The organism is Bacillus sp. 2205SS5-2, from assembly GCF_037024155.1.
Classification (GTDB): domain Bacteria; phylum Bacillota; class Bacilli; order Bacillales; family Bacillaceae_K; genus Bacillus_CI.
Genome location: NZ_JAYKTS010000031.1, coordinates 1 through 13,788 on the forward strand (window position 1 = coordinate 1; position 13,788 = coordinate 13,788).

The following is a 13,788-nucleotide window of genomic DNA, read 5'->3' on the forward strand; positions in this document are numbered from 1 at the left end:
GGCTATGAGGTAGATATCCAAAAATCAAAACCAGCTTAAATCAAGTAATGGTGCCATAGCCAATCTTTAAAAATGGTCATTCCATTTTAGGGAGGGTGCTTTTTTGTGTCAAAATCAGCATCAAAACCCATTTTCGTATAAAAAAAGCCATTTGAAAAGAGACTTTAATAAAGAGTAGTTTTTTTGTTATGGGTTTAGCAAAGGGAAAATCGGGAATAACATCAGAGAAAAAATAATACATTGTTAGAGAAAGAGAGATAGCTAAGCATCATGAATATGTTAATCAAAAACACAAAATATAAAGATTTTTTAATTGAAGGCTCTTTTCGTATACATTGTGGCTATTTCATCTAATTTTGATTAAATCGCCCATTTCACTTTTGATTTCCATCAAAAATAGACGGGTTCAGCTGTAGTGGCTAGGGACTCAGGGTAGCCACTTCCGCTTTTCGTAAATGATTCCATACTTAACAGTCGGTTTCGTTAGGAAGTCCAAATGTAGAGTCTGTATTGCGGAGCGTCTTTTCTCAAATGATGAACTATTAAAACTTGAAGTGATCAAATGTCCGAAATGTAGGAAAAAAGGAAGCCACTCTGGTTACTTAACCCATAATCAAATCAAAAATCCAAGTCGAGGAATTACGTTAATATATAATGAAGAGTTGTAGAAAAAAAATCCTTCCCTTACAATATAAGTATAAAATATATGGAGGAAGGGGAGGTCACATGAGTATTCAAATATTTCCTGTAATGATTCGATCCGTAGGAGTGAAGATGAAAATCTGCACATTTCTTGTGGACAACTTGCTAATTGACACAGGTCCAATTTCAGCTAGAAAAAAATTAATTCCTATTTTTAAGGAACACTCTATTGAAAAAGTGATTCTAACTCACCATCATGAAGACCACACTGGTAATGCCAAATGGATTCAAGACCATTTACAAAAACCGATTTATATACATCCGAATGGGAAAGAGCTCTGTGAAAAAAAGACCTCACTCCCAATTTATCGAGCTTTTTTTTGGGGGAATAGACCATCTTTTTCACCATTTGAACTTCCAAATGTAATACACTCGGAAAATTACTCTTTTCAGGTTGTTCATACTCCGGGTCATGCGGACGACCACATCTGTTTAGTAGATGAAGAAAAGCAAATTTGTTTCACCGGCGATTTGTATTTACATCATAGTCCTCTCAGTATGTTTAAATTTGAATCGATTCCACAGATTATGGCTTCTCTGAATGAATTGTTAAAGTATTCATTTAAGGATATTTATTGTTCTCACCGAGGAGAACTGAAAAATGGACGGAAAGATTTGATTCGGAAGCTGCACTACTTAGAAGAATTATCTTACAATATAGCCTCACAATATAAAGCTGGTTACAGTGTTTCAGAAATAAGGGGAAATCTTTTTCCAAAGAATACATTATTTCAATATGTATCACTATTTGAAAACTCGCCAACACATATTGTTCACTCTGTCCTTACACAATCCCTATCACATGAGAAAACATGCTGACTTAAAGAGACTACCTAAGAGTAGAATAATTGTAATATTGAAAGAAGATGACCATACTGTTCATTTATTGCTTTCTTTTCGCAATGGGTTTTACCCTTGTCCAGCTTGATTAGAAGTATATGTTTTTTTCGAATATACCAAGAAGTCGCTTTCTATCTTTAACAGAAGGAATAAATGGAGATAATTAGGTATTGGTGTGTGGTTTTATTTTTTTATACAGGAATTCTTTTTCTCATATTACAGAATGAAAAGCTCGCCATGTAGGCAAGCTTTTCATTTACTTTAATTGGGAGGAGGGGATTGAAGAATAGTTTTTTACAAGAGCCTGAACAGTATCTATGTTGACGGTTACAGGATAAAAATTATGTTGATTTTGAAACAAAAAGAGGTCATAGGCCATATCAATGTAATCTGGCACACTTTGAGCTAATAAGGTTCTAAACGTAGGATTAGCTATTTCAAGTGTAGACACTGTTAATAATGAACTCATTGATTTCATCAAGCCAAGCATTTGTCCTGAAAATTTCTCATCGTTTATTTCTGCAAATTCTTTAACAGGAAATTTCGGGATAGCTGATGTCTCACCGAACACTACTGATCCCTTGTTCAACCGTTCGTATTTTGTATTGATCATTGTAGTTTGTTGTTGTTCAAGCATGGTGACAATGGCGTGATAATGCGACAAAATGTACTGATGTTGGTGATTAACAAGGATCTTTAATTCATTTAATTGTACGAATTCTCTTGCAATGGTTAAAAAATCTACAATATTAATTAACCCAGAGAGTATTTCATGAAGATTATATACTTCATGATTTCCATGCATAGATCCATTTGTTTGGTTACTTTGACTTTTCAATAGTGGTCCTCCTCCATCACAGTTCCTCTGCATAGTTTTTCTTGAAATCGAATTTCTCATTCAAGGATTCAAATGAAAACACTGTGATCACAAAGAATGTTGTTTTTCACAGAAGGATATATCCCGTTAAAAAGATTAATTTCGAGGTGTCTACTTGTCTTATTGGAAAAATTATTATCAGAATAAAGAATTCCAATACCTAGTAAAATCAAGAGAAACAATGAATATGAAAAAGGACAAAGACCTATACATAGTGTAGTAAATCGTTCTTCTTACACACTCCTGATAAAATATTTCAGCATGAGTGTAACGTATATTGATAGGTATTTGTCTAAAGTTAAAAGGAGAGAATATTGATGACAGAGAAACAACAATTTGTATATGTTTTAAAACTTATTCCAAGACTATTAAAGGAGGATCAGTGGAAAGAGAGCGATCAAGAAATAGTGGAAGAACATTTTCATACTCTCAAAAAAATGCAACAAGACGGTCAATTGATCCTGGCGGGAAGAACTTTGCAAATGGATGAAACTACGTTTGGGTTAGTAATATTTGAAGCTAACAGCATGACGGATGCCAAAATGATGATGAAAAATGATCCCGCCGTCAAAAAAGGTATAATGACAGCGGAAATCTTTCCTTATAGAGTAGCCCTCATGAGAAATTAAGTTCTCGATTGACATTCCGCTGACATATTCAAAGAGTATACTTCTAGAAGCGAAAGGACGAGGAATATGTTGAAAAAGAGTCTTAAAATGGTAACTACAATACTATTTTTCTGTATGATCCCAAGTGTTCAAACTTATGCAATCAGTACAAATGTAGAAGAGACTTTAAGGATGGAGGAATCCACTCAAACATTTTTTAAGAACCACATTCATCCCGTTAATGAGGAGAAGTTTCAAGAAAAATTACAAAAAGAAGCTGCTAAATATGGCATTGAAACGGAAGGACTCGAGAAACGGGACATAGCCAAGAAGGTCTTCAATGCTAAGCTGTTAGAAGAAGCAAAAGAGCTTGGAATTGAAACAGAAGGAAAAGAGATAAAGCAATTGGCTATTGAAGTACACGAAGTTAGACTCCTATCAAAAGCTACTAAATTGGGTATTGAGACAGATAATAAAGAGATCAAAGAGATTGAGAAAGAAGTAAGGAAATCTCTTTTATATAAAGAAGCAGAGAGATTAGGGATTGAAACTAAAGGAAAAAAAATAAAAGAAATTGGTCATGAGGTATTTCAAGAGACAGTTTTTAAACTTGCTCAATCATTAGAACTTGCAACAGAAGGGAAAACGGCGAAGCAATTATGGGTAGAAATAAAAGAGAGTCATCCTGAAGCTTTAAAAGAAGCAAATTTTTTTCGAAAAGACAAAAATTGTGGATGGCCTCATCATCTAGAATAACTAGTGAAGCTGACTTTTGTTAAAGTCAGCTTTTTTCAAACGTAAGAAAGAATAAAATTTCGGGAGTTAGATAAGTATCAAGCTAAGTTATAATGGAGAGAAGAACGTAATAAGGGTGGTTGAAATGAGGAAAATCATGATTGTAGAGGATGAAGCAACCATTGCAAGAGTATTAGCCGCGTATCTTAAAAAAGCAGAATTTGAGGTGGAAATCGCTTCTAGTGGGAAGGAAGCGATTCAGCGTTTCTCCATCTTTCAGCCAAATGTTATCTTGCTCGATATCATGATGACGGGTGCTGATGGATTTGACGTACTTAAATATGTGAGAACGATAAGTAGTTGTCCAGTGATTATGTTAACAGCATTATCGGATACGGAGTATAAATTAAAAGGGTTCTCTCAAGGTGCAGATGATTATATTACAAAGCCGTTTGTGGCAGAGGAAGTGGTTGCGCGTGTTCAGGCTATTTTACGAAGAGCTAAGGCACTCAGTGACGATCACTTAGGACTTTTTGGAGCATTAAAAGTAGATTTTCAATCTCGTCAGTTGTTTTTATCTAATGAACGCCTGGAGTTAACGCCTAAAGATACTAGTCTATTGCTATTTCTAATTGAGCATTCATCACAGGTCTTTACGAGAGAGCAATTAATAGACCGCGTATGGGGGATGGATTACGAGGGGAGTGATCGTGCAGTTGATTTAGCCATAAAGCGGATACGAAAATCATTAGTAGGTTGGAGCAAGAGTGAAGGTGAAATCAAAACGATAAGAGGGGTAGGCTATCAGTTCTGTGTTTACTAAAAAAAATGAGAAAATTCCATTGTTGCGCTACTGGACAACTCGCTATTTGTTGACTCTTGTGGTGGGTATCATAGGATTAGGACTTTTTTCCGGATATATTGTTCATCGAAATGCAGTGGTAAATCAGCTGGATTTATCTACCCTTTTAGCGGAAGAAATAGCGGATCGTTTGGTAGATGATTCGGGTCGTATACAGTACACTCCTTTTATACCGAAACTGATTGAAGAGAGAGTTCGAATTTTTAACTCTTCAGATTCTATCACGGTTTTTCTCAAAGGTGAAAATGAGAAAATCATTCCACTTGTGAAAATGAAGCGTACAGCTTCTAAGGAAATCCTTGCGACCATTTCAAATTTACCCGTTCGAAAGGACACCTATATAGAGGAAGTCAATCTGCCTACGGAAAGGAAAATATACTTTATTAGCGTACCCTTAATAGTAGAAGATGAAGCTGTGGGATCAGTCGTTGTCCTCAATTCGTCACCTTCTATGATAAAGTTTTTCGAGCAATTTCGCTTCGTTTTAGGTGCGTTATTATTAATGGCACTATTAGGATGGGGCGTCATTTATTTATTAACGAAACGTCTAGTAGCACCGATAGCAGATGTTGCTAAATCAGCTATGGAGATGAAAGAAGGTCATTACCCGTCTTCTGTAGAACATCAAAACGTAAAAGAGAAAGAAATTTCAGATCTCATTTTATCGTTTAATGAAATGTCTGTAAAACTTCAGGCACTTGAAACACTTCGCAAAGAACTATTGGCTGGTGTGACACACGAATTAAAAACGCCTGTAACAGCGATCAGTGCTTTACTTCAAGCTATTCAGGATGAGGTGGTAGAAGAAGAGGAAAAAGCTGAGTTTGTCATGATGAGTTATAAAGAAACGGAAAAATTGCAGCGAATGATTGAAGATTTACTTGATTTTAATACATTTTCATCAGGTGTGATGACGGTCGATACACATAAACTTCATCTCCCTACTCTAATTGCAGAATGGGTAAAACAGTGGAGAATCATGTATAGAGGAAAAGGTATTACCTTCACCATAGATCAAATAGGGGAGGTGGTAGCGTTTGGAGACGAGCTTCGTGTCCACCAAATATTGACAAACTTAATCAACAACAGTGTTCACGCAATGCCTTTGGGTGGTGAAATTATCATCCGGCTTCTTACAGAAGGTGAGGAAGCAATTTTTGAAGTGAAAGATATGGGAGAAGGAATTCCTGTCCAAGAACAACCGTATATTTTTGAGCGATTTTATCGTGGAAAACGGAAAAAAAACAAGATTCGGGGATTAGGATTAGGGCTAAGTTTTAGTGAACTTTTAGCCAATGCACAACGTGGATCATTGTCATTGCTAACTAGCAATGAAAACGGATCGGTTTTTCGCTTTTCACTTCCTGTTAGTGCAAATGGTATGAGGAGAACGTATGAATAAAAAAGAGAGCGGATTGCTGCTCTCTATTTCTATTTTTTTCTCCTTAAAAGGTGCATAATTCACAAGGTGATTTCACAAAAATTAATGTTTACCGGATCAGATAAACATTAGAAAATAGGCCCTCTTGGTATTTTATTTCGAAGGCTGTTTTCGAATTAGTTCTTATTTCGTGATGAAGAATGATTTCGGGCATCTTTTCGCATTGTTTTTAACTCGAAATGAGAAAAGAAAAATGTGTTTCCATCCGTTTTTATATGCTAGAGCAATAAAGTATACCAAAAGAGCCATCACGAAAGACTGTTTTGCAAAGTTTGTTGATTTTCAAACCAGTCTATAAACGTTGATTTAGTTTTGTTTCGGTCATCATTTCGGCTATATTGGATGATAACCAACAGTGAAATGGAGGGTGTAATCAATAACTAGATGAAATAGCCACAATGTATATGAAAAGATGCAGAACATTCCTCCTTGTAAAGGAAATCAATCTATTCGTCGGCTTTCAGAAGGTCAGGAGCGACAATGAATGCGAATAGAGTCATCCACAACATTTCACATGCTCGAAGTTCTTATAAAAGTAATTGATAGCTAATAGAAGTTTAACTGAATAAATAATCTACTTGTACTCTTGCGACAACACCAATTTGACCAGTTGCGATGGGGGTTGAGCTTTCTGTGCTATAAGCTAACACCTTACCAGTGGGTTGCGGTGAACTCATATCAGGAATCTCTTTAATATTGATGGGTGAAGGTTGAAGTGTCTGTCCTGATGACTGGGCTAAAATCTTGGCCTTTTCGTAAGCTACATCGTACGCTTTGGCAAGTGCTTTTAGGTAAGGAACTCGGATATCCAAAAGTGAAAATTCAATTCGTTCTACAATATTCGCGCCGCTATTGACTGCATCGTCAATGATTTTTCCTACTTGGTTTAGATCAGTTATTTGCACTCGAAAGACTTGTCGAACATCATACCCTTTGAATAGTTGTTTTCCGTCCACATAATCATATTGCGGATAAATCTGATAAGTAGACGTTTGGATGTCCTTCTCCTCGATCCCGTTTTTATAGAGAGAATGTAGAATACGTTGTGCAATTACTGAGTTTTCTTGCTGTGCTACTTGTAATTCTTTATTGGATGTTAAGACCCCCATGAAAGCAATAGCAGCATCAGGCTCAACCTTTATTGTAAAACTACCAGTTACTTGGATCGTTTCTTTGCCTTTAAATATTTTAGTTTGTCTCTGTTGAAGGGGATACGAATACACCGTTATGAGCCTCCTTTACAAGCATGTAAATGAGCGAACTCTTCTCAAATCAACCCCATAATACATCCACATATAGCCATTCCAGCGATATCCACTCATACTTCTTCTTCCGATATATGTGGGATAATACCAGAAGGAACGACCTGAATTTAACCAAACATAGGTATAGCGATATTTACATCCTTTAATGGCTCCTGGGTCGACCGCACTCACACCAACCGATTGCTGCTCCATTGGAATTGTCGACGGGGGTGGACCAGGTGGTTGATCTGCTCCTCCTGATGGGAAACCAGGTGTACCAGGACCTTGCCCGCCTCCAGGAAATGGGCTTGAGGGAAAACCGGGTGTACCAGGACCTTGCCCACCTCCGGGAAACGGGCTTGAGGGAAAGCCAGGTGCATTTGGAGGCTGATTACCTGGTGGGAACATGGGAAATGGTGAAAATTGTCTTGGATCGTACATATCATTACCCCTTTCAAAGTTAGTCACTTTATACGTATGTAAAATGAACAAATAAGTGCCTATCCAACATTGAAAAGCGGAGCTGGGTCGATCAGCAGCGGCGGGCAAATGTTGGTTCACGTAGAAGGTCCTGACCTTCGAAGTGGAGCGTTATTAGTCCCATAGCTGCTACCCGGTGAAGCTAGACAACATTGAAAAGCGGAGCTGGGTCGATCAGCAGCGGCGGGCAAATGTTGGTTCACGTAGAAGGTCCTGACCTTCGAAGTGGAGCGTTATTAGTCCCATAGCTGCTACCCGGTGAAGCTAGACAACATTGAAAAGCGGAGCCGGGTCGATCAGCAGCGGCGGGCAAATGCCAGATCACGGAGTGAAGGCTGCATCACAAAGTGGCTCAGACCTTTACAGTGGACAGTACTTTTACGTCTACAAGAAAAAATCAGCCCACTTTTTTCAAACGAGTTCGGTTTTGGAACACAAAATATGAAATAGCACTTTAATTATCAAACTAAATCACTTATAATTTTGTCTCTTCTTTTCCCCTTATATAGCAGCAATCATTGGATCTTAACCTTTGAAGTAGCATACAAAATTGCAAACCAAATAAACATAATAATAACAGTCATTAACAACGTGCTAATTAAGAGTTAACTGTCATTCTATTTGCTATGTTGATTTTGATAAACCAAATGAGGAATTGTAATTTTATGCTAAAATAAATATTGAGTATGTGAAGGATTGTTCTTAAACTAACGGGTAGGATGACGGAATTAAGACTTACAAAAGAATGGCAGTGAACAAGAAACTATTTGGGGGTACTAAATGGAAATTTATCAATTTACAAAAGAAACAGGTAAGAAAATCAAGAAATTTAATTCCGATTTTATAATGTCGCATATTACCCAAACTCAAAAAACAGCTCATATAGGATGTATTCACTTAGATCCAAATGGAGTAATCGGTTATCATCAAGCAGTAGTAGCTCAGCTTCTGTTAATTGTTAACGGAGAAGGATTGGTTAAAGGTGAAACAGGTGAATTCATTAAAGTACATAGTGGCGAAGCAGTATTTTGGGAGAAAGACGAGTGGCACGAAACCAAAACCGATACTAGATTAACCGCAATTGTTATAGAAAGCGAAGAGTTAACCACCTCATCATTAATGCCTTTATTGAAATAGGATATGTTAAGCAAACGGTAGCATAGCGTATGATTAGGTATGGTGGTTTAAGCTATTAGGTAGCATTTGTTGAATAAATAGGTTACAGAGTTAGAGAATACTGGAGTTGATTAAGTGGTGTTGAACAAGAGGATACCAAGCGGGTGGGAGACAAAAGGTTCACAATTAAAGACCTAACTGGAGAAGAAATTCAAACTGTTCATAAGTTATATGACCAAGGGAGTTTTGTTCACCAATGGGATGTCGATAGCTTAGATAAAGCGTATGTATATCATTGTTTTACCGTTGGTGACTTACCGTCTAATGGAACCAGAGCCCAATTTGTAATTCAAGTTATAGGAATGAAGGAAACTGGCCGCATTGTTGGGTTTCTTACTAAAGATTACAGATATCCAATGTCTGGAACATTCAATATTAACTACCTGTATATTGACAAAAAGTATCACAAACAAGGACTGGGACAAGAAGTGGTTACTGAATTGTTAAGCGTGTTGAAACGGATTAAAAATAGTGAAGTGCGGGCAAATGATGAAATAAAAATAGGGTAGCTCTTAGGTTTTGGATCAAGCTTGGACTTAATACAATATATGGGATTTTTGGAGACGATGAAGACGGTGTTGAAAATCACGCTGACATAGAGTTAATTAAATATTTGTGAGTTTTTTCTTATTCAATTAAGGAGGGCTTATCTTGAAGAATAATTAAGCACTTATAACATTAAAGAGGCAGTTTAATTGAACAATTTATTTTAAAAAATGGCTGTTTTCGCAAAGATTGTGGCTTTTCGTATCGGTTTATTATCTATGATATAGCATTGTTTTGGGCATCATTTCGTTTGTTTTTGATAGAAATCAACAGTGAAATGGAGGATTTAGTCAAAATCAGATGAAATTAAAGTTAGTCTTAAAAGTGGACACATAAAAATGATAATCCGTTGCACAATAATTATCATTAAAAAGGACGTGTTCACATGAGTAATCATCACTCGAACGAATATCGAGAGTATGTAGCTAAGATGGTCGTTGAAGAAGGTAGGAAAGTGACAGAACTAGCCTATGAGTTAGAGATCCCTTACTCGACTATTATGCGATGGGTAAAAAAGTTAAAAGAGGCGAAAAATGCTGACAAATCTGTTGAGTATATTACTCCTTCAGACCTAAACAAATTGAAGAAACAGCATGAAAAAGAATTAAAATCTCTTCAAGAGGAGAATGAAATTTTAAAAAAGGCGATGCACATCTTCACGAAAAAGCAGGAGTAAAGTATGAATTTATCCATCTCCACAAAGATGAACATACTGTGGTGAAGATGTGCAAGGTACTGGAGGCATCAACAAGCGGTTACTATAAATGGGTCGATCGACAAACTCAGGAAGAGACAGAAAAAGAAAAGAAGAAAAAGGAACTGAAACAAAAAATTTGTAAGTCTTTTCATGAGAGTCAAGGAACTTACGGTAGCCCAAGAGTATATGATGATTTAATTGAGTGGGGCTACCAAGTCTCCCAAAAAACCGTAGCTCGGTATATGCAGGAAATAGGGTTGAGAGCGACTCCATTAGAGAAATACGTTGTTACTACAGACTCAGATCATGATTTAACGATCTATCCTAATTTAGTGAAGAGACAGATCGATGTAGATATTCCAAATACGGTTTGGGTAGCTGATATTACATATATCCGAACATTGAAGGGATAGGTGTATCTTGCTTCCATTATGGACTTGTTTTCACGAAAAATTGTTGGATGGAGCCAAGGAATTTCAATGAAAAAAGAACTTGTTTTAGAAGCATTGCGAATGGCTCAAACAACGAGACGACCAGGTAAGGGATTGATCCATCATTCTGACCGTGGCTCCCAATATTGTTCTAATGAATACGTAGAGGAATTAACTCAGAGTGGGGCTAAAATTAGTATGAGTCGAAAAGGAGATCCATATGATAACGCTTGCATCGAATCGTTCCACGCGACCATAAAGAAAGAGCTTATCTATCGGCGTAGATTTCAAACAAAAGAAGAAGCGATGAGGGTTATCAATCATTATATTACAAGTAGGTACAATGAGAAGAGGAAGCATTCTAAGCTGGGATATTTGCCGCCAAATAACTTTGAGCGAGAGTATCAACTTTCGATCCTAGAATCAATCTCATAATATAGCCATTTGGCGTTAGAAAGGATCAATCATGGTCTTGGATTGATTCTTTCTAATGCCCCACCAAACGAAGTGCGGTAGGAAAGTAGGAAAATTAAATCTCATTTTTTATTGTCCATTTTCTTGACAGAAGTTCAAAATAGCCACAATGTATACGAAAAGAGCCTTAAAAATAAAGTAAAAAGGTAAATACTTCGGAGGTAGGAACATGAAAAAGATATTTATTCTAACTACAATACTTATTACAGGCATTATATTTGTAATATTATTTAGGAGTGGGCAGTCCATAGATGCTATTCGAGAGGTCAGGGGCGGTATAGTGGATAACATTGAAGTGATTGATACCATTAAAACGGATAACGGAATCATGATTTATTCAGTTGGAAATGTGAATGATGGTAAGAACAATATGTACTTTGTTGACATGGTAAGCAATTCTCTTACAGGCTATAAATGGTTAGGCGGCGGTGGACATACTAGTCAAGATGTGCCAGCAACCAACGATTTCATTCTTTCATTTCAATTATTAAGTGAAGATCAGAATATCAATCCTACATTATTAGGAGTAATTAAAGACCTGAATATCGCTAATATTAAAGTTAGCACACAAAGCAAATCAGTAGATGCAATTTTTTATGAAGTGAATGATGTTGAAATATTTTATGTAATCCCTCTTAATAGTAATGTTTCTAATTCCAAAGACTACAGAATTACGATTACATACAAAAACGACTCAAGTATCACTCATATTATTTCTGGTAATAAACTTACTAAGTTGGAAGAGGGAAAACCATTTTATCTAAATAAGAAGGACTTAAAATAATTTTACTATTATTAAAGCTCGTTTCGTATACATTGTGGCTATTTCATCTGATTTTGATTAAATCGTCTTTTTCACTGTTGATTTCCGTCAAAACAGACTGATCAAGCTGTAGTGGCTAGGGACTGGGGGCATTTGTCAGCTCACTGCGTGTTCTGTCAGATGCCTGCCGTCCCTTGACAGCCACTTCCGCGTTTCGTAAATGATGCCCGAAACAAAGCTATATCAACGTTTATAGACTGGTTCGAAAAGCAACAAAGTTTACGAAAGCAGCCTTTATTAAAAATGTATTCAAGTACACTCCATAAATGGGGGTTTTAGTTGGTGCGAAACGTTCCCTGCTAAAATGGAATGTGGTCACACGATTTCACTAAAGGTATGGCAGTTTTAGGTTTCTAACACTGAAGGGTTATGATAGAGGAGTAGAACGAGGAGGTAGCCCTCTGAAAGGCTCCCCCTGCGTCGAATAGCACGTTGTTTAGTAAAGAGAAGCGTGTTAATAAACTCGGGGCTAATAGTCGTGGGGTGTAACCGTAACAGTTCGGCTGACGAAATCCTACCTGATAGGGTGATGTAAATCGTGATGCCTGGGTTGAACCAATATGGTGAGAATCCAACGAAATAGAATATGAGACTATAAAAAAACGCTCAGAGATTTTTTATCTGAGCGTTTTCCTTTACCAATCGTAATGATATATAATATGTTAAACGGTTCGATAAGTCTGTTGCTATTTTGACTCAAAAAAACATTTTAGGACTATTGTTTTTTTGTATAGTAGCTAAGATTGAGAAAGATGCTAAAGTTAAAATGATTTTTTTAGAATGTCTTTTAATACGTGTGAAGAATGCTTGAATTTTTTCTTTTCATCTTCACTGAGCGATAATTCAATGACTTTTTGTATTCCGTCCCGGTTAATAACGGCCGGCACTCCGATATATAAATCTTCTTCGTCATATTGACCTTCTAGAAGAGCAGAGACTGTTAAAATACAGTTTTCATTATGGAGAATGGCTTTAGTGATACGAACTAAGCCCATAGCAATCCCATAATAGGTGGCACCTTTTCTCTCAATAATGTGGTATGCTGCATCGCGAACGTTAATAAAGATATCATCTAGATCTGCCATTAATTGATCAGGAGTTTGCTCCACTTGTTCAGTTAAGGGACTAACTCCAACTCGAGCGTGGCTCCAAACTGGAAATTCTGTATCTCCATGCTCCCCCATGATATAGGCATGGACATTTCGCGTATCTACTTTGAAATAGTCTCCTAATAAATATCTAAGTCGTGCAGTGTCTAAAATAGTTCCAGACCCAATCACTCTTTCTTTAGGTAATCCTGAAAACTTCCAAGTAGCGTAAGTTAAAATGTCAACAGGGTTGGTGGCAATTAAGAAAATGCCGTCAAATCCGCTCTTCATGACTTCTGAAACGATAGATTTAAATATCTTAATGTTTTTATCCACTAAATCTAAACGAGTTTCGCCAGGTTGTTGACTTGCTCCAGCTGTAATAACGACTAAATCGGCATCAGAGCAATCTTCATAAGTACCTGCATATATTTTCATCGGTGAAGCAAAAGCCAAACCATGACTTAAATCACGAGCATCACCATCTGCTTTTTCTTTATTTACATCGATAAGAACCATTTCTTGTGCGACGCCTTGATTTAACATAGCAAATGCATAGCTTGAGCCAACAAAGCCAGTTCCAATTAAGGCTACTTTATTTTTATTAATCATTTCAATCACCCTTTTAGTTTGAATAATAGTAAAAACTTATATGTGACTTACTTCACAATTAGAGAATATCAGAATTTCAGGTGTTCATGTGTGACAATTATCACATGAAAGGGTTTGCAACTGCAAATAATTATTAATTGTCATCTGTTGTT

At 36.7% G+C, this 13,788-nt stretch carries 15 protein-coding genes; 11 read left to right on the plus strand and 4 right to left on the minus strand.

Annotated elements, in window-relative coordinates; all coding sequences use genetic code 11:
• Positions 1–726 precede the first annotated feature (726 nt).
• Positions 727–1,521 carry an MBL fold metallo-hydrolase gene (locus U8D43_RS17050; protein WP_335872386.1) on the plus strand — a complete coding sequence of 265 codons (795 nt, stop codon included), beginning with the start codon at positions 727–729 and terminating at the stop codon, positions 1,519–1,521.
• 277 nt (positions 1,522–1,798) lie between these two features.
• Here U8D43_RS17050 and U8D43_RS17055 read toward each other — a convergent pair whose 3' ends face one another.
• Positions 1,799–2,380 (minus strand): spore coat protein, encoded by a 582-nt coding sequence (locus U8D43_RS17055; protein ID WP_335872387.1) that lies wholly within the window; start codon positions 2,378–2,380, stop codon positions 1,799–1,801.
• A 356-nt stretch (positions 2,381–2,736) separates the two neighbouring features.
• Between U8D43_RS17055 and U8D43_RS17060 the strand changes: the two genes are divergently transcribed.
• The 4 genes from U8D43_RS17060 (at position 2,737) to U8D43_RS17075 (ending at position 6,026) form a co-directional block, all read left to right on the plus strand.
• On the plus strand, positions 2,737–3,048 hold the full coding sequence (locus tag U8D43_RS17060) for a YciI family protein (RefSeq protein WP_335872388.1): 312 nt from the start codon (positions 2,737–2,739) through the stop codon (positions 3,046–3,048).
• A gap of 87 nt (positions 3,049–3,135) precedes the next feature.
• Positions 3,136–3,783: a hypothetical protein gene (locus U8D43_RS17065; protein ID WP_335872389.1), complete on the plus strand. Its 648-nt coding sequence runs from the start codon at positions 3,136–3,138 to the stop codon at positions 3,781–3,783.
• Positions 3,784–3,907: 124 nt separating this feature from the next.
• Entirely contained in the window at positions 3,908–4,585 is a 678-nt protein-coding gene (locus U8D43_RS17070; protein ID WP_335872390.1) for a response regulator transcription factor, read from the plus strand.
• 19 nt (positions 4,586–4,604) lie between these two features.
• Positions 4,605–6,026, plus strand: a complete 1,422-nt coding sequence (locus U8D43_RS17075; RefSeq protein WP_335872391.1) for a sensor histidine kinase — start codon at positions 4,605–4,607, stop codon at positions 6,024–6,026.
• A 596-nt stretch (positions 6,027–6,622) separates the two neighbouring features.
• Here U8D43_RS17075 and U8D43_RS17080 read toward each other — a convergent pair.
• A complete protein-coding gene (locus U8D43_RS17080) occupies positions 6,623–7,288 on the minus strand; it encodes an SIMPL domain-containing protein (RefSeq protein WP_335872392.1) in 666 nt (221 codons plus the stop codon).
• A gap of 15 nt (positions 7,289–7,303) precedes the next feature.
• A complete protein-coding gene (locus U8D43_RS17085) occupies positions 7,304–7,750 on the minus strand; it encodes a hypothetical protein (RefSeq protein ID WP_335872393.1) in 447 nt (148 codons plus the stop codon).
• Between the two features lie 819 nt (positions 7,751–8,569).
• Between U8D43_RS17085 and U8D43_RS17090 the strand changes: the two genes are divergently transcribed.
• The 6 genes from U8D43_RS17090 to U8D43_RS17115 all read left to right on the plus strand — a co-directional run bounded on the left by U8D43_RS17090 (position 8,570) and on the right by U8D43_RS17115 (position 11,897).
• The gene (locus tag U8D43_RS17090) at positions 8,570–8,926 is read left to right on the plus strand and encodes a cupin (RefSeq protein WP_335872394.1); all 357 of its coding nucleotides are present in this window, start codon (positions 8,570–8,572) and stop codon (positions 8,924–8,926) included.
• A 143-nt stretch (positions 8,927–9,069) separates the two neighbouring features.
• Complete coding sequence (locus tag U8D43_RS17095; RefSeq protein ID WP_335872395.1) at positions 9,070–9,474, plus strand: GNAT family N-acetyltransferase; 405 nt, start codon at positions 9,070–9,072, stop codon at positions 9,472–9,474.
• A gap of 422 nt (positions 9,475–9,896) precedes the next feature.
• The gene (locus tag U8D43_RS17100) at positions 9,897–10,187 is read left to right on the plus strand and encodes a transposase (protein WP_335872396.1); all 291 of its coding nucleotides are present in this window, start codon (positions 9,897–9,899) and stop codon (positions 10,185–10,187) included.
• A gap of 47 nt (positions 10,188–10,234) precedes the next feature.
• Complete coding sequence (locus U8D43_RS17105; protein WP_335872430.1) at positions 10,235–10,621, plus strand: IS3 family transposase; 387 nt, start codon at positions 10,235–10,237, stop codon at positions 10,619–10,621.
• Positions 10,622–11,074 carry an IS3 family transposase gene (locus tag U8D43_RS17110; RefSeq protein ID WP_335872397.1) on the plus strand — a complete coding sequence of 151 codons (453 nt, stop codon included), beginning with the start codon at positions 10,622–10,624 and terminating at the stop codon, positions 11,072–11,074. It abuts the gene before it with no gap.
• Positions 11,075–11,282: 208 nt separating this feature from the next.
• On the plus strand, positions 11,283–11,897 hold the full coding sequence (locus tag U8D43_RS17115; RefSeq protein WP_335872398.1) for a hypothetical protein: 615 nt from the start codon (positions 11,283–11,285) through the stop codon (positions 11,895–11,897).
• Between the two features lie 800 nt (positions 11,898–12,697).
• Here U8D43_RS17115 and U8D43_RS17120 read toward each other — a convergent pair.
• Entirely contained in the window at positions 12,698–13,636 is a 939-nt protein-coding gene (locus U8D43_RS17120; protein ID WP_335872399.1) for an L-lactate dehydrogenase, read from the minus strand.
• Between the last annotated feature and the right edge of the window lie 152 nt (positions 13,637–13,788).